13 protein-coding genes and 4 pseudogenes are annotated in these 22,084 nt (G+C 66.4%); 12 read left to right on the top strand and 5 right to left on the bottom strand.

Features of this window, described 5'->3' with window-relative positions:
* Positions 1-16 precede the first annotated feature (16 nt).
* Positions 17-769: a sugar isomerase domain-containing protein gene (locus OG844_RS00775; protein ID WP_406387389.1), complete on the bottom strand. Its 753-nt coding sequence runs from the start codon at positions 767-769 to the stop codon at positions 17-19.
* 106 nt (positions 770-875) lie between these two features.
* Here OG844_RS00775 and OG844_RS00770 point away from each other — a divergent pair, with 106 nt between their 5' ends.
* The 4 genes from OG844_RS00770 to OG844_RS00755 all read left to right on the top strand — a co-directional run bounded on the left by OG844_RS00770 (position 876) and on the right by OG844_RS00755 (position 7,275).
* Positions 876-1,835: an N-acetylglucosamine kinase gene (locus OG844_RS00770; RefSeq protein WP_406387388.1), complete on the top strand. Its 960-nt coding sequence runs from the start codon at positions 876-878 to the stop codon at positions 1,833-1,835.
* Between the two features lie 149 nt (positions 1,836-1,984).
* The gene (locus tag OG844_RS00765; RefSeq protein ID WP_406387386.1) at positions 1,985-4,423 is read left to right on the top strand and encodes a discoidin domain-containing protein; all 2,439 of its coding nucleotides are present in this window, start codon (positions 1,985-1,987) and stop codon (positions 4,421-4,423) included.
* On the top strand, positions 4,420-4,908 hold the full coding sequence (locus OG844_RS00760) for a peroxiredoxin family protein (RefSeq protein ID WP_406387384.1): 489 nt from the start codon (positions 4,420-4,422) through the stop codon (positions 4,906-4,908). The genes OG844_RS00765 and OG844_RS00760 overlap by 4 nt, the downstream gene beginning before the upstream one ends.
* A gap of 33 nt (positions 4,909-4,941) precedes the next feature.
* A complete protein-coding gene (locus OG844_RS00755) occupies positions 4,942-7,275 on the top strand; it encodes a glycosyl hydrolase family 95 catalytic domain-containing protein (protein ID WP_406387383.1) in 2,334 nt (777 codons plus the stop codon).
* A gap of 118 nt (positions 7,276-7,393) precedes the next feature.
* Here OG844_RS00755 and OG844_RS00750 read toward each other — a convergent pair.
* Positions 7,394-7,960, bottom strand: a pseudogene (locus OG844_RS00750) (ROK family protein); the annotation flags it as partial.
* A gap of 493 nt (positions 7,961-8,453) precedes the next feature.
* On the opposite strand from OG844_RS00750, the pseudogene OG844_RS00745 reads away from it, so the two are divergent.
* From OG844_RS00745 to OG844_RS00725, 5 genes and pseudogenes are all read left to right on the top strand, one after another.
* Positions 8,454-8,576, top strand: a pseudogene (locus tag OG844_RS00745) (hydrolase TatD); the annotation flags it as partial.
* A 3-nt stretch (positions 8,577-8,579) separates the two neighbouring features.
* Entirely contained in the window at positions 8,580-9,749 is a 1,170-nt protein-coding gene (gene eboE / locus OG844_RS00740) for a metabolite traffic protein EboE (protein ID WP_406387381.1), read from the top strand.
* 43 nt (positions 9,750-9,792) lie between these two features.
* Positions 9,793-10,098 (top strand): annotated as a pseudogene (locus OG844_RS00735) (alkaline phosphatase family protein); the annotation flags it as partial.
* Between the two features lie 422 nt (positions 10,099-10,520).
* On the top strand, positions 10,521-13,259 hold the full coding sequence (locus OG844_RS00730) for a PQQ-dependent sugar dehydrogenase (protein WP_406395944.1): 2,739 nt from the start codon (positions 10,521-10,523) through the stop codon (positions 13,257-13,259).
* Positions 13,256-15,358 carry a ThuA domain-containing protein gene (locus OG844_RS00725; protein WP_406387380.1) on the top strand — a complete coding sequence of 701 codons (2,103 nt, stop codon included), beginning with the start codon at positions 13,256-13,258 and terminating at the stop codon, positions 15,356-15,358. The genes OG844_RS00730 and OG844_RS00725 overlap by 4 nt, the downstream gene beginning before the upstream one ends.
* A 102-nt stretch (positions 15,359-15,460) precedes the next feature.
* Here the strand turns inward: OG844_RS00725 and OG844_RS00720 are convergent, their stop codons facing one another.
* Positions 15,461-16,840 (bottom strand): ROK family protein, encoded by a 1,380-nt coding sequence (locus OG844_RS00720; protein WP_406387379.1) that lies wholly within the window; start codon positions 16,838-16,840, stop codon positions 15,461-15,463.
* A 456-nt stretch (positions 16,841-17,296) separates the two neighbouring features.
* Here OG844_RS00720 and OG844_RS00715 point away from each other — a divergent pair, with 456 nt between their 5' ends.
* Both OG844_RS00715 and OG844_RS00710 read left to right on the top strand, forming a co-directional pair.
* Complete coding sequence (locus tag OG844_RS00715) at positions 17,297-17,539, top strand: hypothetical protein (RefSeq protein WP_406387377.1); 243 nt, start codon at positions 17,297-17,299, stop codon at positions 17,537-17,539.
* 590 nt (positions 17,540-18,129) lie between these two features.
* Positions 18,130-20,070 (top strand): family 20 glycosylhydrolase, encoded by a 1,941-nt coding sequence (locus tag OG844_RS00710; protein WP_406387375.1) that lies wholly within the window; start codon positions 18,130-18,132, stop codon positions 20,068-20,070.
* Between the two features lie 107 nt (positions 20,071-20,177).
* Here OG844_RS00710 and OG844_RS00705 read toward each other — a convergent pair whose 3' ends face one another.
* A complete protein-coding gene (locus tag OG844_RS00705; RefSeq protein ID WP_406387374.1) occupies positions 20,178-20,777 on the bottom strand; it encodes a hypothetical protein in 600 nt (199 codons plus the stop codon).
* Between the two features lie 144 nt (positions 20,778-20,921).
* Positions 20,922-21,554 (bottom strand): transposase, encoded by a 633-nt coding sequence (locus OG844_RS00700; RefSeq protein ID WP_406387372.1) that lies wholly within the window; start codon positions 21,552-21,554, stop codon positions 20,922-20,924.
* A 161-nt stretch (positions 21,555-21,715) separates the two neighbouring features.
* Here OG844_RS00700 and OG844_RS00695 point away from each other — a divergent pair.
* Positions 21,716-21,970: pseudogene (locus tag OG844_RS00695) on the top strand (transposase); the annotation flags it as partial.
* Between the last annotated feature and the right edge of the window lie 114 nt (positions 21,971-22,084).

The raw sequence follows: 22,084 nt of genomic DNA, 5'->3' as shown, positions 1-22,084 counted from the left end.
GGATGAGGTTGCGGCGTCAGGCGCCGCGCCGGAGCCGTCCGGCATACCGAGCTTCGAGCTCGTTGTTGTGGGCGTCGCCCTCTGGGATGTTCGCCGAGAGGTAGACCGGCGGCGCCTCGTCCGCGGACAGCATCTGGGCCACGACCTCGGCGACCATCATCTGGGCCAGCAAGGCGGAGGTGATCGTGGAAACGGCGCCGAACGAACCGCCACCGGGTAGCTCCAGCACCGAGTCGCCCAGGGGTGCGCCGTTGTCCAGTACGACGTCCGCGAACTCATACAGCTTGCGCCCACTGGGATGCCGAGAGGGGACTGCTGTGCTGTGCGCCAGGGACGTCAGGGCGATGAGGGGGTGGCCGCGCCTCTTCACGATATCGGCGAGCTCCACGACAACTCCGTTCACACCCGAGCTGGAGATGATGACGAACGCGTCCTCCGGCTGCACCGGGGCCGCGTTGAGGATTCGCTCCGCGACACCCAGGTCTCGCTCCAGCAACGGGTCTGACAGGACGCTGAGCGGTTCGCCGCCGTGCAGCACGATGTCTCGCATCGCCAGCCTGTTGGTCGGCACCAACCCGCCGGCTCGCCCGGCAATCTCCATAGCCACGGCCTCGGAGTGTCCCGAGCCGAAAGCGTTGACGATGCCGCCACGCCGAAGGCTCGTCACGACCAGGTCAGCAGCCTGAGCGATTGCCTTCGTCTGCTCGGACGGAACCCTGGAGACGTAGGCGGCGACGGCCTCCGCGTAGCGCTTGCCACAGATTGACATTTTGGTCCTCACTTGGCTGAAAATAATTATGATCGCCTGTGGGTCCAGTTTGTATCACGGCCACATGGGCCATCGCTAGACTTCATTTCCCTGAGAGGTAGGATCTATGGAACTGACGTTGGGTGTCGACGCTGGGGGCACCGCGTCGCGGGCCGTGGTTGCAACACCTGCCGGGCGGGTCCTTGGCAGCGGCCGCGCCGGGGGAGGGAATCCCGTATCGCGCGGTCCGGCCAAGGCGGCCTCGGCAATCGCCGAGGCGGTCCGGCAGGCGCTGGGCGACCTGGACGCCAGCCGTTTGACGGCTGTCTGTGTCGGAATCGCGGGCGTGGGTGCGCTTCAGCAGCGCCACGTGGCGGCTGAGTTCGCGGCGATGTGGTCCGACCTCGGAGTTGTCTGCCCGGTTCGCTACCTGGACGATCCACTCCTGGGATTCGTTGCCGGGGCTGCCGAGACCTCGGGGCACGTGTTGCTGGCGGGCACCGGAGCTGTGGCCTTGCGCATCGAAAACCTGCAGGTCACTGCCTGTGCGGACGGCTTGGGCGGCGTCCTCGGCGACGAGGGATCGGGGTACTGGCTCGGGCGTGAGATCACGCGTGCCGCGGTGCGGCAGCTGGCCGAGGGGCGCCCGGGACTGCTGGCGCAATTGGTGGTCGATGCCCTGCTCGGACCGGGGGGCGATCGGTCACCGCGCGTCGCACACGCCATCGCCGAACTGGTGCAGAGTGATCCGGTGGGCACCCTGCCGCCGTTGTCTCCCTTGATCACGGCCGCTGCGCGTGCTGGTGACCCGGTGGCGGCCGAGATCGCTGATTCGGCGGCGCAGCGCCTGGTCGCAAGCCTGGCCAGCGTACGAGAGGCCGCATCCGAGGAGCCGATCATCCTCGCGGGTGGTGTCCTGACCTCGGCCGGACCGGTGCGCAGTCGGGTAGTCGCCCTGTGTTCCCGGCGCTGGCCGCACGCGCTCATCGCTAGCGCCGGCGACACCGCACTGGCCGCCGCTTGGCTGGCCTGGGACCCGCGCCCCGATTGGCATAGCTGGTTTGCCCGCTATGCCCCGGAATCGTAGGACCCCCCGCCTCGGAGCAGATCGATCAATAGATCCGATGTCTACTCTTGTATTGACCCTCCCCATCCGGGGCCCATACATTGCCGAGCACCCTAGAGGTGGTTGGAATTTTCACCATCTGACTATGCGCGGACAGAGGAGTCCTCAGGATGTTCAGATCCCTAGCCCGACTGCTACTCGGCACCATGCTGGTGGGGACCGCGGTCCTCGTCCCTGAAGTGGTGGTGCCGACGCCCGCGGCTGCGTCCGCAGGCGCGCACTACGTCGACTGCACCGCCGCCGGCGGCGGCAACGGATCCCAGCAATCGCCCTGGAACAGCATGGCCGCCGTCTCAGCGCACGCCTTCGGCCCGGGTGACCAGGTCCTGTTCAAGCGCGGTACCACCTGCAACGGCAACGTCGAGTTCAACGGGTCCGGGAGCGCATCCGCCCCCGTCCTGGTCTCCGCCTATGGCACCGGAGCCCTACCCCGGCTGGTCGGTGACGGACTGAACACCGACACGTACGCGACCGTGGTCCTGCGTAACGAGCAGTACTACGACTTCACCCATCTCGACATCAGCAGCGCAGGCTCCTCGTCCGAGCTCCTGCGCGGCATCTACATCGAACTCAAGGACTACGGGACGGGTAACCACTACCACTTCACCAATCTGAACATCCACGATGTGCTCGGCCCGCGTGCGTGGGACGACAAGTCCAACGGCGGCATCGTCATGCAGGTCACCGGAACGACGGTGCCCACGCACTACAACGACATCCTGGTCGCCAACAACACCTTCACCAAGACGGACTCCTTCGCCTTCGTCCACTGGACGACCTGGCGCGAGCGGCCTGAGATGCCGTGCGTGTCGGACCCGTGCGCAGCGGGTAAGCCCTGGCAGCCCGCCACCAACATCGTCGTCCGCAACAACAGCCTCACAGACATGGGCGCCGACGGGCTCCACGCGCACAACTCGGTCGGCGCGGTCATCGAGTACAACACCGTCAACGGCCACATGACCCGTGACCCGTCGCACTATCACGTGGCCATATGGAACTGGAACGCGGACGACTCGGTCATTCAGTTCAACGAGGTGTCCGGCGGGCAGAGCCGCCTCGACGGAACCGCCTTCGACTTCGACGGCGGCGCCAATCGCCAGATCGTGCAGTACAACTACTCGCACGACAACCAGGGTGGACTCCTCACCATCTGTTCGCACGGGATCTCCAAGGACAACGTCGCCCGCTACAACATCTCCCAGAACGACGGCCGCGGCTTGTGGATCGTCTGTGGCAAGGCGCTGAACACCAGGGTGTACAACAACACGTTCTACGCGAAGACCCCTGCACACCTGCCCATGGAACCGATCGACAACCGGAACGGGTCCACCGCCGAGAACGTCAGGCTCTACAACAACATCTTCAGCTTCGACCCGTCGCTGGCCGGCCAGGTCAACTACAACAACGCGGACGCCCTCGCGTGGAACTCAAATACCTTCCACGGTGTGCACCCCGCCACCGAGCCCGCCGACCCGCGCAAGCTGACCGCCGATCCCGGACTGTCCGCGCCCGGCACCAATCCGACCGGCTACAACCTCGTCGCCGGTTCCACCTCGCGGACGAGCGGTGTCGCTATCCCCAATAACGGCGGCCGGGACTACTTCGGCAATTCCGTCCCCGCGCTCTGTGACCCCGACCGGGGGGCCGTCCAGTCCTCCGCCCTCACCAGCCAGACCTGCTCCTCGAGCCTCGTTGTCGGCGGCAACGCCACCCAATCCAGCACCCTCAACGGTGCCAGCGCCGACCGGGCGCTGGACGGGGACACCGACGGCAACTTCGGCAACGGGTCGGTCACCCACACCAACAACGCGCCCATCGACGCGAACCCGTGGTGGCAGGTCGACCTCGGCAGCAGCAGACCGGTCGGCACCATCCGCATCGCGAACCGGACCGACTGCTGCTCCAGCCGCCTGTCCGACTTCAACGTCTTCGCGTCCGCCACTCCGTTCACGTCGAATGATCCAGCCGTGACGGCAGAACAGCCGGGTGTGTGGCAGCGGCACGTGGCCGAACAGGCGCCCGACCTCTTCACGATCCCCGTGGGCAAGGAAGTCCGGTACATCCGGGTCCAGCTCATCGGCAACGCCAACCCGCTCTCCCTGGCCGAAGTGGAGGTGTTCTCGAACCACGCGCTGCCCGGGACCGCCACCGCCAACGCTGCATGCAACGGCAACGAGGCGGCCGCGAAGGCCATCGACGGTGCTCCCGGAACCAAGTGGTGCTCCCCAGGCAACGGAGGCAACCACACCCTCACCGTGAACCTCACCGGCCCGCGAACCGTCGACGGGTTCAATATCCGGCACGCCGGCTCGGGTGGTGATCCGTCGAACCTGAACACGCGGGATTTCACCATCGCCACCACCACCGACCCGACCTGTGCCGGCGGTTGGACCACCCGGGTCACGGCGACCGGCAACACCGCCAACGTCACCAAACACTCGATCACACCGGTTTCAGCGACCTGCGTGCGCCTTAACACCACGGTTCCGTCGACCAATGACGGAGCCCAGGCCGCCCGGATCCATGAGTTCGAGGTCTACGGATCGTGACGAGGACTCTCCTGGTCAGGCTGGGTGCGGCCGCCGCCACCGCGGCGGCCGCCCTGGCCGTTTCCTGCACCGCGCAGCCCGACCGCGCCGAACCGACACCTCTGACCACGACGGGACATCCGACCTTGGTCGCGTTCCTGGCCACCGAAACGACCGGCGCGGATCCGTCGGCGCTGCAGATCACCACGCTGAAGAGCATGGCCCAGCAGTACGGGCCCGCAGGCCTGCGCACCGTCATCGTCGACACCGCCAAGTCCACGCCCGACCAGCTCGTGAACTTCGGCCACGACTGGCAACTCGGAGACATCAGTGTCCGGCCGGACCCCGATGGTTCCCTCGCCGAGGCCGAGGACGTGAACTCGGCCCCGGCGGTCCTGCTCTTCGACAAGTCGGCGCGGCTCAGCAAGCGCTGGGACGGCCGCGTCAACAACCCCGACCTCGCATTCGCGTTGCAGGCCCTGGGCCTCGACCGCGCTGGAACGTGATGGTCCCTGCGAAAGGCTCACCTGAGAGTGTCCATGAACCGGAACCCCGCTGACTGCGACAACATCCTGTGGTACGACAAGCCTGCAACCGATTGGGAGACGGAGGCATTGCCGATCGGCAACGGTGCGCTCGGCGCCATGGTTTTCGGAGGCATTGCCTCAGAGCGGCTTCAGTTCAACGAAAAGACGCTCTGGACCGGCGGCCCCGGCTCGGGCGATTACGACTCGGGCAACTGGAGGTCATCGCGCCGCGCCGCGCTTGACGAGGTGCTGAGCACGATCAGCAGCGAGGACGCGGCCGAGCCGGAGTGGGTGGCTGGCATGCTCGGCCAGCTCAGAAGAGGGTTCGGCAGCTACCAGACCTTCGGCGACCTCCGGTTGGATCTGCATGGTCCATCGCAGTCCGTCTCCGGGTATCGGCGCGAGCTGCGCATCGACGATGCCACTGCGCACGTCGCTTTCACCGCGGACGGGGTGCGCCACAGCCGCGAGTACTTCATCAGCTGCCCGGAACAGGTGTTCGTCGGACGATTGGCCACCGATCAACCGGGTCAGGTGTCCTTCACACTTCGCTACTCATCCCCTCGGGCCGATTTTGCTGCGACCTGCGCGGACGGCAGGTTGAGCATCCGTGGCGCCCTGGCTGACAACGGGATGGTGTTCGACTGCCAGGTTCAAGTGGTGACCGACGGAGGCAGCGTCTCCTGTGACGATGGCGCCATCTCCGTGTCGGGTGCCACCAGCGCGACCTTCATCCTCGCGGCCGCGACGGATTACGCCGATGCCTACCCCACCTACCGAGGACCCGACCCGGGCGATGCCGTGACCGACCGGGTGGACGCGGCGACAGCCAGGTCCTACGCCGACCTGCGCGCCGCGCACGTACATGACCACCAGGCACTCTTCAACCGGGTGCAGCTCGACATCGGGCAAGAGATGCCGAACCAGCCGACGGACACTCTGCGCGCCGCCTACACCGGTGGCGTGTCGGCCGCGGACCGGGCGCTGGAGGCGCTGTTCTTCCACTACGGCCGGTATCTGCTGATCGCATCCTCCCGAGCTGGGTCGCTGCCCGCCAACCTGCAGGGCGTCTGGAACAAGGACACCTCACCGCCATGGGGTGCCGACTACCACGTCAACATCAACCTGCAGATGAACTACTGGCCGGCGGGCCCGGCCAACCTCCTCGAGGCAGCCGAACCGTTCGTCCGTTTCGTGGAGGCATTGGTCGCCCCCGGCAGCGTCACCGCGCAGGCGATGTTCGCTACCGAGGGCTGGGTCGTCAACAACGAAACGAACCCGTTCGGGTTCACCGGGGTGCACGACTGGGCGGGTTCGTTCTGGTTCCCCGAAGCCAACGGCTGGCTCGCCTCGCAGCTGTTCGATCTGTACGAGTTCACCAAGGACCGCGGACTGCTGGAGCGGATCTACCCGATACTCAAAGGAGCGAGCGAGTTCTGGCTCGCCAACCTACGCGCCGACCCCCGTGACGGAACTCTCGTCGTCACCCCGAGTTTCTCCCCCGAACACGGCCAGTTCAGCGCCGGGGCGGCAATGGCCCAGCAGATCGTGCACCAGCTGTTCGCTGACACCATTGCCGCGGCCGGGCAACTCCGTACCGACCCCGGACTGAGTGACCGGATTCGGGCTGTGGTCACCCGGCTCGACCCAGGCTTGCGGATTGGGGCGTGGGGCCAACTACAGGAGTGGAAGGCCGACCTCGACCAAGGCACTGACACGCACCGACACGCCTCCCACCTGTACGCCCTGCACCCCGGTCACGGGATTGACGCCGGGTCGCACTTCGCGGATGCGGCTCGCGTCTCACTCAACGCGCGCGGGGATGGCGGGACCGGTTGGAGCAAGGCATGGAAGATCAACTTCTGGGCGCGGCTTCTGGACGGCGACCGCGCGCACAAGCTCCTCGTCGAACAGCTCAGAAGCTCCACGCTGCCCAACCTGTTGGACACCCACCCGCCGTTCCAGATCGACGGGAATTTCGGGGCGACCGCCGGGATCACCGAGATGCTGCTGCAGAGTCAGAATGGTGAGATCCATGCCCTTCCGGCCAAACCGAGTTCGTGGTCGTCAGGGTCGGTGACCGGGCTCAAGGCCCGGGGGAACGTTACCGTCGACATCTCCTGGACTGTTCACGGGGACGTGCGCATCACGATGAAACCCGCGAACTCGGGTGATTTCACACTGCGCAACCAGGTGATCGGCGGTTCCCATGCCATGACTGACCTCACCTCGGGCGGCCTGGTTGTCGGCATCATCAACGGCGACCGCTTGACGTTCACCGCGACCGCGGGCCATACGTATCAGCTCGCCGGGTGCTCGCGTAACCGCTCGGTTCCGGTCCGATGATCAAGACATGGTGTACGACGAGGTGGGTCGGCTGGATGATCCGGTCCTGGGGAGCGGCCCATGGTCGGGGGATGGCGCGCTGCTTTGCGTGACATACAGCGAGTGAGAGAGCAGGGGCAGCCACCAGGTTCACGTCGTTATCGACCATGACCGTGCAGCCAAGTTTCTGGCTGAGGGCCTCCCGGACGAGAAAGCAGTCCCAGCCGGGCATGATCGGTGGAGCGACCGGGATGCCCACGGGGAATTGCACCGGCCCGGGAACCCCCACTCCGGCTCCGTCGAAGTCCTCGGCGAGTCCGGCTGCCTGCAACTTCGCAGCCATGTCGAGCACTTGCTCGACCACGGCGACAGGACCGTCCCTCACATCGATCGGCAGACTCACTGGCCGAGGACTTCCAACTGAGCGTTGGTGAGTGCGACATCGGCTGACGTGTCTCCGGTGTCGACGCCCAGAAAGCGAAGCTCGGGTGTGAGCCGGATGTTGTGGGACCTGCGGCCGCCCCCGCGAGGCAGCGAGTCCGTCGTTCACCACGAGCCCCGTCTCGATGAGTCTGTCCACCTCGACAGCGAGTTCGGATCACGACAAGTTCACAGGCTCACCCAACTGGGCGCGCGAGTTGGCGCCTGCGTCGCGCAGCAGCGTGAGTATGCGCGCCTGATGGGCGTTAGCCCGTCGTGCCGTCATGCGCCTCACGTCGCCCCTTCCCCGTGATGCCTGGAGGGTCGTCCCGGCGCGCAGAGGGCCGGCTCGGGCCGGGTGGCCGTCCCGTGCGCTGTCGTCTCGAAGGAGGTGGGCGTTGGCCATCCGTCTCGTCGCGCTATCGACTTGTGACTCGATCGACCCTGTCGCGCTCGCCCTTGGTCGCTCCGCCTCACGTTCGTGCAGCTGGCCTCGGTATAACGGGTCGATAACGCGGCGGGACAGTTCGGCAGTTGAGCACTCCTTCAATGTGACCACTACTCGTCGCAGGTCGAGGGCAACCGGTGGTACCGCCGCCCGCCGATGTCGCCGGATTGGCGCAGCCTCCACCAGAAGCCCGTGATCCCTCGGCACGGGCACCCATTCACGACCGCACGAGAACGGCAGGGAGACGCTCGCGATGACGACATCTGCACAGGCAGAGCCACGTACGGGAATCTGGCTGATCGGCGCCCGCGGGTCCGTCGCCACCACAGGGGTCGCCCGGGTGCTGTGGTGCAACCCCGTTGCCTTCTATGGGCTCAGCGGTCGGCTGAACCTGGACGTCGCGGCCACCGACGCCACCCACGAGGGCAACTCCATCCTCCGCGGCGAGGCGTGAACTATGCGCTTCCGCCATCCCGACGGCTCCACCGTCCACCTGGCCTACTGCACCAACGTCCACCCCGCCGAGACCCTCGACGGCGTCCTCGCCCAGCTCCGGGACCACTGCGAACCAGTGCGTATCAGGCTGGGCTGGGAACGGCTCGGCATCGGTCTGTGGCTCGCCCGGGACGCAGTGTTCAGCCTTGTCCGTGACCCGGGTGCCCTTCGTCTGCTCCGCGCAGAGCTGAGACGGCGACGTCTTGAGGTTGTCACCCTCAACGGCGTCCCCTACGAGGGCTTCGGCGCCGAGAAGGTCAAGTTCCGCGTCTACAAGCCCGATTGGGCGGATCCTCAACGCCTCAAGTACACCGCCGACTTGGCTCGCTTGCTTACTGCGCTATTGCCGGACGACGTGAGTGAAGGCAGCATTTCCACCCTTCCTCTCGCCTGGCGGACGTCGTACAGCCATCGTTCGGGCGAGGCCGCCCGAAGGGCCCTCTCCTCCCTGGTCGACTACCTCGATGCCATGGAGAGGAGCACTGGACGGTCTATTCGCGTAGGGCTGGAGCCGGAGCCCGGCTGCATCCTGGAGACCACTGCCGACGCGACCGCACTACTCTCCGACTTCGACCCCTTCCGGATCGGGGTTTGCGTCGACACCGGTCACCTGGCTACGTCCTTCGAAGACCCGGCGACCGCGCTCGGCGAGCTTGATGCCGCCAACATTCCCGTCGTTAAAGCTCAGCTCTCCACCGCCCTGCACGTGCAGGAGCCGCATATGCCGGAGGCGCGCCAGGCGCTGGCAGCCTTCGACGAGCCGCGGTTCCTGCACCAGACGCGGGTGAGGACGGAGGCCGGGTTGCGCGGCACTGACGATGTGGGAGAGGCCCTTGGTCTCGGTGGCCTGCCGGTCACCGCACCCTGGCGTGCGCACTTCCGTCTCCCTCTGCACGCCGTGTCCGCGGGGCCGTTGACCTCCACGCTGCCCGTGCTCAAGGAGTGCCTGGCCCACCTGGTCGGTGGCCCTGCCGCGCGTACGCACCAACTGGAAGTGGAGACCTATATGTGGCAGGCCCTGCCACCGTCTCTGCGACCTCTCGACCGCGCCGGTCTGATCGAGGGCATCGCCGCGGAACTCGCCTTCGCCCACGACCTGTTGACGGACCTCGGCCTGAAGGAGCTGCCATGAGCACCCCCACCCCGCTTCTCGTCCTCGACGTCGTCGGCCTCACCCCGACTTCGCCCAGCTCGTCGAGATCCACCGCAAACCCGGCTACGACCCGGTCCAACTGTTCATGGACCCGCTCGACCCCTACGTCAAGGTCAAGGCCGCCACCGCGCTGGCGCGCAAGAAGCTCGGCATGTGCTACCGGATGGCGGGTCTGCCCCTGGATCCCTCGCCTGTTCGCGGCAGCCACGGCTGCCTTCCCGCGAGCGACGACGGTCCGGTGATTCTCTGTTGAGCCCTCATGCCGTCACTTCTCCGGCTAAGGCGACAGACGCAAAAACCTTGCCTGACACTGGCCGGCCTCAGCTGATTGGCGGAGCGACCGATGCTGCGCCCTGACACCGCACCGGGCGCCCACCACAGGGTGGCATCCGTACGGACCTCGGCTCGGCGTGCCGGGAGTGTCGTACGGCTCGGGTGAAGCAGCCCGGAGCGGCTGTCCGGTTGCGGCTGATGCCGACTTCAACTCGGGCGAAAGTCGCCTTCGTTGACCTATGGTCGTCATGATATATGACGAGTGTCAAGCAAAAGATTGATGAATCAAATCCTATGTAGGAGCCTTGACGAGCGAAAGGGGGACTGCCAATGTGGCGGCGTCCCAGAGCCTGGCGGGTGGCACGTCGGCAGGGGCGGTTGTTTCAGCCTCTAGACGCGGTCGGCGTACGAGTCGAATGTCGAAAGGTAAGCTTCGTGCTTCGAAGTACACGCCCCTGGACCGCGGCAACAGCGTTGATGCTGATAGCCGCCTCACTCACAGCGTTCGCCGGGTTCTCCACCCCGGCGGCCGCGCACGACATCCCCCTATCGGACTTCTCGGAGGTCACCCTTGCGAGGGGGGGCGGGGAACTGGGCGAGCCCATCGCGATGGAGGTACTGCCGGACCGGTCGGTGCTGCACACCGCGCGCGACGGGAAATTGCGGCGCACCGACAAGGACGGCACAACGACCTTGATCGGAACACTCCCCGTCTACACGCACGACGAGGAGGGGCTTCAAGGAGTCGGCGTAGACCCCGATTTCGCCTCGAACCGGCGGATCTACCTTTTTTACGCGCCGGCCTCCGAGAGTGTGAACCGGTTGTCGAGGTTCACGCTGAAGTCCGACTACACACTCGAGCTGGCCAGCGAGAAGAAGATCCTCGACGTCGCGGCGACCCGAGGGATCTGCTGCCACGTGGGCGGTGACATCGACTTCGACGCGGCGGGCAACCTGTATCTGTCCACGGGCGACGACACGAACCCGTTCACCACTGGGTACGCGCCGATCGACGAACGACCGGGCCAGGAGGCGTACGACGCCCAGCGCACCTCAGCGAACACCAACGACCTGCGGGGCAAGGTTCTCCGGGTCAAGGTCAAGGATGACGGCAGTTACTCGATCCCGCCGGGCAACCTGTTCGCCCCGGGCACAGACAAGACCAGGCCGGAGATCTACGCGATGGGACTCCGGAACCCCTTCCGGATGAACGTCGACAGGGAGACCGGGGCGGTCTACGTGGGCGACTACGGTCCGGACGCACTCAGCTCCGAAGCCGACCGTGGACCGGCTGGGCAGGTCGAATTCAACCGGATCACTGAGCCCGGAAACTATGGCTGGCCGTACTGCACGGGGACCAACTCCGCGGCCGAAATCTACAACGACTGGAACTTCGCGACCAACTCGACTGGTCCGAAGTTCGACTGCGCGGGCGGTCCCACCAACAGCTCGCCCAACAACACCGGCCTGACCGTGCTGCCCCCGGCCAAGCCGTCGTGGATCCGCTACGGCGGCGATGCCGGCAGCCCACCGGAGTTCGGCTTCGGGGGTGAGGCTCCGATGGCCGGCCCGGTCTACCGCTACGACGCGTCGAACCCTTCCGCCACAAAGTTCCCGGAGTCGCTCAGCGGGCATTTCTTCGCCGGTGAGTTCGGCCGTGGCTGGATCAAGGCGATCCATGTGACGGCCACGGGTGGTGTCGGTGAGATCAGCACGTTCAAGGACAGCCCCACGGACAACGTCAATCAGGTGATGGACGTGGAGTTCGGTCCGGACGGTGCCCTGTACGTCCTGGACTACGGCAACGGCAAGTACTTCGAGCTCAACGACAACTCCAGGATACTGCGTTACGACTACGTCGGGGCGGGCGGCAATCACGCACCGGAGGCAGTCGCCGCGGGTGACCCGCTCCACGGACACGCGCCGCTGACGGTGAAGTTCTCCTCGGCGGGCTCGAAGGACCCGGACGGCGACCCGATCACCTATTCCTGGACCTTCGGCGACGGAGCGTCCTCGACCGAGGCCAACCCCTCACACACGTACAGCAGTAACGGCACCTACAAGGCCACACTCACCGTCCGAGACCCGGACGGTGCGACCGCAACCGACGACCTGAACATCGGCGTCGGCAACACCCCGCCGACGGTGACGGTCCCTCGGCCCTCGGAAGGACAGCTGGTCTCCTGGAACGACATCATCCCGTTCGACTTCACCGCCTCCGACGCCGAGGACGGAGCCGAGCCCGACTGCTCCCGGGCGGAGATGAACATGGGCGTCAGGCACGACACTCCGCCGAACAGTCATGTGCACCAGTTGGGCACGGAGGCCGGGTGCTCAGGCTGGATGGAGGTGAAGGACTCCAACGAGGGAGAAGCGGCCCGACTTTTCCCCGTCTTCGACGCCCGCTACACCGACAGCCAGGGCCTGGCGGGTGGCAAGCGTGTCACCACACAGCTGCGTGAGCGGCAGGCGGAACACTTCGACGACCAGTCGGGCATCAGCACCATCATCAAGCCGACCGCCAAGGGCGGTGCCACCGTCGGCGAGATCGACAACGGTGACTGGATCTCCTTCGAGCCGTACCGCCTGGAGAAGGTGAAGTCGTTCACCGCCCGGGTCTCCTCCGGTGGCGCCGGCGGCACGCTGCAGATCCGCGCGGGGGCGCCGACCGGGCCCGTTCTCGGGTCCGCTGCCGTCCCGGCCACCGGAGGCTGGGAGACCTTTACCACGGTGACGGGCACTGTCTCCAACGCCAAGGCCGAGACCACCACGCTCTATCTGACCTTCAGCGGAGGCTCGGGGAAGCTTTTCGATGTGGACTCGTTCAACTTCACTACCGCGGGCCCGGTTCAGGGCCTTGGCGGCAAGTGCTTGGACGTCGCGGGTGCATCGACTGCGGACGACACACAGATCCAGATGTACGACTGCAACAACTCTGCTGCGCAGACCTGGCAGCGCGACGGCCGGACGCTGAAGGCGTTGGGCAAGTGCCTCGACGTCGCAGGCGCGGGTACCGCGGACGGCACGAAGATCCAGCTCTACCGGTGCAACGGAACCGTCGCGCAGGAGTGGGTCCCGCAAACGGACGGCACACTCCGTAACCCAAATTCCGGAAAGTGCCTCGATGTCCAGGGCGCCAACACGGCTTCCGGAACGAAGGTGCAGTTGTGGACCTGTAACGGAACCGGCGCCCAGAAGTGGGCGGTGCTCGTATGACCAGGAAAGCACTGCTCGGCATCTCGGTCGTGGCGCTGACCGTGGGCGGTCTGGTGCAGGCTCCGGCCGCCTCGGCGGCCGACCGGGACTATCAGGTGCTGGTCTTCTCCAAGACCGTGGGATACCGGCACGACCCGGCCATCACCGCGGGCACCCAAACGATCAAGGACCTGGGTGCGGCAAACGATTTCTCCGTCACCGCCACCGAGGACGCGGAAGCGTTCACCCCCGGCAATCTGGCCCAGTACGAGGCAGTGGTCTTCCTCAATACCACGACCATCACGAACGACCCCGCCAGTCGTCTCTTCACCGACGACCAGCGGTCGGCCTTCGAGGGGTATATCAAGGAGGGCGGCGGGTACGTCGGTGTGCATGCCGCCGCCGACACGGAGTACGGCTGGAACTTCTACGGCGGCGTCGTCGGCGCCTACTTCAACTCCCACCCGGTCCAGCAGCAGGCGACGGTGAAGGTGGAGGACCGTGCGCATGCCGGCACGTCCCACCTGCCGCAGAGCTGGAGCCGGTGGGACGAGTGGTACAACTACCAGTCCAACCCGCGCTCCACCGCCCATGTGCTGGCCTCGCTGGAGGAGTCGAGCTATAGCGCGGGGAGCGGTGCGATGGGCGATCACCCGATCACCTGGTGCAAGCCGTACCAGGGCGGACGCTCCTGGTACACCGGCCTCGGCCACACCGAGGCGTCCTACGGCGACGAGGGCTTCCGAAAGATGCTGCTGGGCGGCATCCGCTACGCGGCCGGCGTCTCCAAGGCGGACTGTCGCCCCGAGATGGGCTACGCCCCGCTCTACAACGGGTCCACCGCCGGCTGGAAGCAGGCCGGCCCGGGAGGCTTCATCAACTACGACGCCACCCTGGCCTCGCACGGCGGCATGGGCCTGCTCTGGTACGACACCAAGGCGTACACCTCGTACTCGCTCAAACTGGACTGGAAGCTGACCGGGGACGCCAACTCCGGCGTCTTCCTCGGCTTTCCGCCCTCCGATGACCCGTGGTCGGCCGTCAACAAGGGATACGAGGTCCAGATCGACGCCACGGACGCCGCGGACAGGACCACTGGTTCGGTCTACGGCTTCAAGGGCGCGGACGTGGCCCCCCGGGACGCCGCGCTCAACCCACCGGGGGAGTGGAACACCTACGAACTGCTCGTCCAGGGCGACCGGCTGGAGGTCTTCCTCAACGGCGTCAAGATCAACGAGTTCACCGACACCGACCCGGCCCGTTCCCTGGCCGGCCACATCGGCATCCAAAACCACGGGACCGGAGATGAGGCGTCCTTCCGCAACATCCGGATCAAGGACCTGAGCGCGACGACTGCTGTCCAGGCCGAGTCCTACTCAGAGGCCAGTGGCGTGAGTTCATTCTCCAAGGCGGGGGCGAACAGTGGTCAGACCCTGGGCTACATCGACCCGGGCGACTGGGCCCGCTACGACGGGATCGCGCTGACTGGCGCCACTGGCTTCAAGGCCAGGGTCGTCTCCGGCGGTCCGGGCGGCACCCTCCAGGTGCGGACGGGATCACCGACCGGTCCGATCCTGGGTTCGGTCGCTGTGCCGAACACTGGTGGCTGGTCGACCTACCAGGACGTCTCGACCACACTGTCCAACGTCCCGGCGGGCACCGGGAACGTCTACTTGACCTTCTCGGGAAGTGGGAGCGGTCTGTTCGACGTTGACGACTTCACCTTCACCCGAGGCAGCGGATCCGGCCCGATCAAGAGCCTGGGCGGGCTGTGCCTGGATGTCAAGGGAGCCTCAACGGCGGATGGCACCCAGGCCCAGGTGTATACGTGCAACGGCACCGCGGCACAGTCCTGGACCAGATCGGGGCAGACGCTGCGGGCCCTCGGCAAGTGTCTTGACGTCAATGGTGCGGCGACGTTGGACGGGACGAAAGTACAGCTGTGGACGTGCAACGGGACCGCCGCCCAGAACTGGGAGCCGCGAGCAGACGGTTCGCTGGTGAACCCGAAGTCCGGCAAGTGCCTTGATGTCGAGGGCGGTCATGCCGTTTCGGACACGAAGGTGCAGCTGCGGACGTGCAACGGTACCGCCGCGCAGACGTGGGACCAGAGCACCTGACGGGCCGATGACGCCGGACGGTTCCGGTCCCGCCACCCGGTGGGACCGGAACCGTCCGGCCTTTCGCGAGGCGGGTGAGCGGACCGATCGGGGCTTTCGGTGTCATCCGCTCGCGACCGAGCGGTCCACCGCGCTGGGGTTGAGTACATGCTCGATGGCCATGACTGACGCGCCTATGACACCGGCTCGGTCACCGAGCCGACGGACTCGGATGCTCAAGTGCTGGGTGGCCAGCGGGAGGGAGCGACTGTAGATGAGTTCGCGGACGCCGGCCAGCAGGTGCTCACCAGCGTCGGACAGATCACCGCCGATGACAATCGAGCTGGGGTTGAAGAAGTTGACCAGCGACGCCAGGACGTCGCCGATGTCCCGGCCAGCCTGACGGATCATCCGGATCGCTGCAGGGCTTCCGGTACGGACAAGAGCGACCACGCCCCGGCTGTCGACTGCATCCTCGCCGAGATCGCGCAACTGCTCGGCGATTGCAGCGCCGCCGGCGACGGCTTCCAGGCAGCCGGTGTTGCCGCAGCGACAGACACGGGCGGCGGCAGCGGCGACCTGAATATGGCCGATGTCCCCGGCTGCACCCTGGGCGCCGCGGTGGAGACGGTGCTCGGTGATGATGCCGCAGCCGATGCCGGTGCCGATCTTCACGAAGAGCAGGTGTTCGACCTCGGGGCTGACCGCCCAGTGCTCACCGAGCGACATGATGTTGACGTCGTTGTCGACGAGGACGGGGGCGCCGAGTTTGGGTTCGAGCCAGCCCGGCACATCGAAGCCGTCCCAGCCGGGCATGATCGGCGGGTTCACCGGCAGCCCCGTGGTGTGCTCGACAGGGCCGGGAAGGCCGACACCGACTCCACACACGTCGGCAAGCGTGTGTCCGGCCTCGGCCAGCAGACTCCCGAACTCCTCGACCAGCCAATCCAGGACGTGTTCCGGCCCCTGCGTAATCGCGATGTCCTGGCTGCGCTCGGCCAGCACCTGCGTGGTCAGGTCGGTCACGGCGATGCGTGAGTGCGTGGCACCGAGGTCGGCGGCGAGGACGACCCTCGCCCCAGCGTTGAAGGTGAACGCAACAGCAGGCCTTCCCCCGGAGGAGATCGCGTCGCCCGCCGGGATGATCCACCGTTGGTCCAGGAGGGCATCGAGCCGCTGGGACACCGTGGACCTGGCGAGACCGGTGAGCTGCATCAACTCGGTGCGGGTTCGGGGCTCGCCGCTGCGCAGGATCGCCAGAAGGTCGCCCGCGCCTGCCACTTCGATGGTCAACTCCCCGTCCCCTTGTCCTCGTACACGCTGGCCGATGGAGCGAAGCATAGCCAGCGCGGACTTTACTTGACCTGCGACGTAAGTCCCCCGTGGCATTCCTATCATGCTGAACATGCGACGAGAATCATCGGAACTGCCTTCATCGCCCAAAGCCATGCACGGGCATCCTGACATGCCGGGGCACGGCTCGCGGCCGTAGCGGATGCGCATGAGGAGAGAGCGATCCATGCAGGCCGGCTCTTCGGCGCAGAGAGGGCGCTGGGATCGGCCCGAGGAGCATCGAAGCCGGTCGCTTCGATGGGGGTGCGCATCTGCAGGCCCAGCCACCTGCGCGCTCCTTTCGCACTCACGGCACTGGATCTAGACTGGCCGTGATCTGCGAGAAGCTACTGGCGACAGACGCGCCGACGGCCGCCGCGATGGCAGAATGCGCTCGTGGCGCCCAACTGATCGCTGCCGTGCCGTTGGTGTACCGCTTCTACGCGATGTTCGCGAGGCCAGGGCCCGGCTGGCCGACCTGGGCCGGATCAGCCTGATCCAGGACAGCTGCCTGCTGGACTGGCTACTCAAGTCGACCGACGACAACTGGCGGGTGGATTCCGCGAAGGGCGGGCCCTGCCGGACGATCGGCGACATCGGACCACATGGTTCGATCTGGTCGAGTTCGTGACGGGCGAGCGGATCGCGAAGGTCTGCGCGCAGACCTCCGTAGTCGTGGCCGGCCGGGTGAGCAGCGGACCAGTACTCGCGGAGGATCTCGGCACGATCGAGTTCGCCATCGCCTCCGGCGCCCTCGGCTCGGTCGCCGTCAGCCAGATCGCCGCTGTCCGCAAGAACCGGCTCTTCCTCGAGGTCTCCGCCGCCGCTGGCAGCTTCGCCTTCGATCAAGAGAGCCCGGAACGACTCTGAATCGGAGAGCGCGAGCGCTCCCAGGCCCTGGTCCGTGACCCAATACGCTGTCCGAGGCGGCAAAGCGGTACTCGCCTCTTCCGGCTGGACACGCCCAGGGCTTCCAGGACTGCTTCAACGCCCTTATCGCCGACACGCACGCCGCGATCAGAGGCGAGCACCGGGAAAGGCTGCCCGTGTCCGAGGACGGAGCACGCGCCGCCCATCTGACCGACGCCGTTCTCCGGTCGGCGCGGGAGGGTGGCTGGGTTGCCTGCTGAGGTTTGCGACATGCACCCAGAGGCACCGCCGGGGCGGGCAGCGTCCGGGGTGCTCGTGGCTCGACGGTCAGGTCACGCGGCTATGTGTAGTCGCGATCCCGGGCCGCACGAAAGCCCTTATTGGTCCAGACCTGTTGATACTGCCAGGTAACTGGTCTAAACCACTTGACCGCGCTTCACGGGCCGAGGATGGTGAGACCGACTCGCTTGGAGTTCTGACGTCATGCTTCTTCGCCACCCCACATTCCGGCGACGCGGGGCACACCGAAACGGGTGTAACCGAGCCCCGCCTGCCTCCCTGGAGTCGAGATGAAACCAACGCGTACCGCCATGCGTTCTGCCACAGGACTGGTGGTCCTGGCCCTCCTCGTCACCCCTCTCCTTGTGCTGCGGAGCGCGCCCAGCGCCTCAGCCGCGACGAACAGCGCACCACCCGGCGTCGTACCGGCCATCCAGGAGTGGAACGGCGGAACCGGCCGTCTCGTCCTCACCTCGTCAAGCCGCATCGTCGTCCCTGCTGATGCCCCGGCAGGCGTCAGTAGACTCGCGACTCAAGTAGCCGCGGAATTATCGGAGTTGACCTCGCTAAGACTGAGTACCTCCACGGGCCGCCCAGCAGTCGGCGACATCGCACTGCGCGTCAACCCGAGTGCTGACTTCGGCGGTGCGAAACCCGCGCTCCGCCCCGAGTCGTACCGCCTGAGCGTTACTGAGGGCTTGGTCCACATCGACGGCGGCGGCGAGAAGGGGCTCTACTACGGCACCCGCACCCTGCTGCAGGCTGTCCTCGGCTCACCCGACCGCGCCAGCCTGCCCATCGGCACCGCGGTGGACTACCCGAACTACGCCGTGCGGGGCTTCATGCTGGACGTGGGACGACGCTACTTCACTCCCGAGTTCATCAAGTCCTATCTGCACTGGATGGGTTGGCTGAAGCTCAACACCCTGCAGCTGCACCTCAACGACAACGAACTCAGCGCGCCGAACGGCGACTGGTCCCAAGCCATCTCCGCATTCCGACTCAAGAGCACCGATCCGAAGTTCGCCGGCCTGGGAGCAGAGGACGGCTACACCCGTGAGGACTGGAACTCCTTCGAAGACACCGCAGCGGCCCACGGCGTCACCATCATCCCGGAGATCGACTCACCGGCACACTCGCGGGCCTTCATCAAGCTCAAGCCCGAGCTGGGGCTCAACAACGGCAACTCCGATCATCTGGATCTGAGCAAGCCGGAGACAACCTCCTTCATGAAGAGTGTGTTCGCCGAGTTCGTTCCATGGTTCCGCGGGCCCGCCGTCCATATCGGCATCGACGAGTACCCGACGGAGCTGGCCGACCAGTTCAAGGCCTACGTCAACACCATGGCGCCGTACGTGCGGTCGCTCGGCAAACAAGTCCACGCCTGGGGAAGCTTCTCCGCCATGTCGGGGAGCGGAGCGGGATACGACAAGGGCATGGTCATCAACAGTTGGAACAACCACTGGTACTCGCCGAGAGCGGCGACAGCCGACGGCTACAAGGTCATCAACTCCAACGACAACCTGCTGTATGTCGTCCCCTTTGCAAGCTATTACCACGGCCAGGGGCTGAATGGTGAGGACATCTTCAAGAGCTGGGAGCCGCACATCTTCGGCGGCGGTCAGGAACTCGCTGTACAGGATCCCCAGCTCCTCGGAGCGATGCCCGCGGTGTGGAACGACTTGGTCCGCGCCAACTACACCGAACTCCAGGTCCACGGACTGGTCAACAAGAGCTTCGACGCCCTCGCCCAGAAAATGTGGTCCGGCGGCGCGGCAGGTACCGACTACGCCGCCTTCCAGAACCGGGTCGCCTCAGTCGGCAAAGGCCCCGGCACCAGCTACCTCGGTCCTCGCCAGACCCCCGGCGACCTGGCCTACCGCCGCCCTGTGGTCGCGTCATCGACCGAGACCCAGGCGTTCCCCGCATCCCACGCCGTCGACGGTGACGCCTCCACGCGGTGGTCCAGTCGGTACACCGACAACCAGTGGCTCAGCGTGGATCTCGGTAGCGCACAGCGCGTCAGTTCCGCCCGTCTGACCTGGGAGGTCGCCTACGGGAAGGACTACGACATCCAGGTCTCCGAAGACGGCGCCAACTGGCAGGCCGTGGCTGAGCGACGAGGCCGCACCACTGCCGGGACCGACACGGTGACCTTCTCCGCGACCACCGCTCGCTACGTCCGGATGCAAGGCATCACTCGCGGAACGATTTACGGCTACTCGCTCTACTCCTTCGAGGTTTTCGCCTGACAGGCGGAGTCTAGGCGTCATCACCAAACCATCAGGGCGGCTGTGGTGCGGCCGCCCTGATGTCGAGGGTCTGTGTAGCGGTAGTTCGTTAAATCCGGCAGTAGAGGTCAATGCCGTGTCCGGTGGTGACCGCGTCGATTAGGGCCTGGAGCTCGGCGGGTGGGTCCTTGTCCGTCCAGGCTCGCCACCAGTGGTTGAGGGTGATGGCGGGGGTGAGCCAGGAGCGGATGGCTCGTAAGGCCCTGGGCCAGCAAGGCTGTTGGGGCTGGTGGGACGGAGCCGGTCCCCCTCTCTGGCCCCTCGTCATGGCAGGGGTCCGGCGCGGTGGCATCCAGGGGTCCGGGTGGGGTGAACCACTGGTCCCAGCAGAAGGAGAAGGCGCAGTTGACCAGGGTCTGGTGGCGGCGGATGGCGCGGTCGGAGCGGACTTGGAAGTCGGACCAGCCGAGTTCATCCTTGATCTGCTTGTAGCTCTGCTCGATCCACGGCCGGAGGCCGTAGAGGTGCACGATCTCGGCGAGGTCGGCGGGCGGGTGCGGGCTGGTGGCGGCGTGGGATGCGTCCGGGTGGGGCAGGTTGGTGGCCAGGTACCAGGTGGCCACGACCAGCCGGCAGGGTGAGTCGGGGCCGTAGCCGCCCAGGCGGGCATCGGCGGCCCACCAGGTCTGACCGTGCCCGTCCGGAAGTGCCGCTCCACGGGCGTCCATTCGCTGGGACGCTGGGCATCGTGCCAGGTCAGGGCGCGGGTCGCTTCGATGAGGGTGTGCGGCTGGTCGGCCCGAGCCCAGGTGCCGCGGTGCGGCTTGAGCGCGACCACGTAGGCCAGGCCGGCCTCGCCGCAGTGCGAGGTTTCAGTCGTCGCTGACGGAGTAAGCGCAGTCGGCGACCACCGCCCGGCAGCCGAAGCCCGCCTCCTTGCCTCGGGCCGCGAGGGCAGCGGCCAGCTGCGGTTTCGTGCGGAAGGCCGGGTCGGAGCGGCCGCGGGCGAAGTGGTGGACGGTGGTGTAAGGAGTGGCGTGCAGCGGGTAGTACACGCGGCCGTCGGTCCACACCGTGGTCACGGTGACGATGCCGTTGTCCGTCTTGCCCAACCGGCCCAGCCACTGCCGGCCCACATGCGCGGTCGCGGTGCCGTCCTTGCGGTCTCCGGAATCGTCGATCACGATGACCCCGCCGTCGTGCGGAGCCGTCGCCAGCTCCTCGCGCAGCAGCTCAAGCCGCCGGTCGTTGACCAGTTCTTCCTCCCAGGGAGACTCAGACAGGAAGAACTGCAGCCGCTGCACGCCCGGCATCCCCGCACCGGCCACCGGCTCCGCCCCCGCCATGCAGGTGATCGTCTTGTTCCGCTCCCGCGGCGCCAGCAGCCCGGTCAGGTACTCGCGAAACCCTCGCCGCTGGGCCAGACTGAAGAAGAGGTCGTCGAACCGGGCCGCGTAGTCCTCCACCGGCCCCGGCGCAGGCGGACACGGACGGCGAGCAGTCATCTTCAGCCCCCAGCCAGGCAGTTGACTCCTACCACCGGCCTACGGCCAACCCGACCTGCCGTCAACCCATACCACCACCGGATTTAACGAACTACCGGTAATTGGGATACGCGACTCGATCGCTGTGTACGACAACGTCGGCGAGGTCGTCTGCGGGATCGATGTGTGACGACGAGCTGGCGGAGGTGACCGCGCCCCAGATCTGGGCCGGAGTGGACATCGGCAAGGAATTCCACCACTGCGTGGTGGTCGACGAGCGCGGCGAACGCCTCCTTTCACGCCGAGTCTTCAACGACGAACCGGCCTTGCTGGAGCTGATCGCAGACGTACTCGCGCTCTCCAGCCACGACCAGCCGATGGTCTACATCACCGGCTTGGCCGTGCACCAGGCGTCGGCCGCCTACCGCGGCCAGGGCTAAGCGGTTTTGGTGAAGTTCGCTGCTGATCCTTGGATGTGGGTCGGTTGGCGGGTCAACGCCTAGTAGGACTCCGTTAGGTTGCTCTGGCTCTTGGGTTTGGGCTGGTGGTGG

Source organism: Streptomyces sp. NBC_00887, assembly GCF_045207585.1.
Note: the sequence above shows the minus strand (reverse complement) of the source record. Positions and strands in the feature narration are given on the sequence as shown.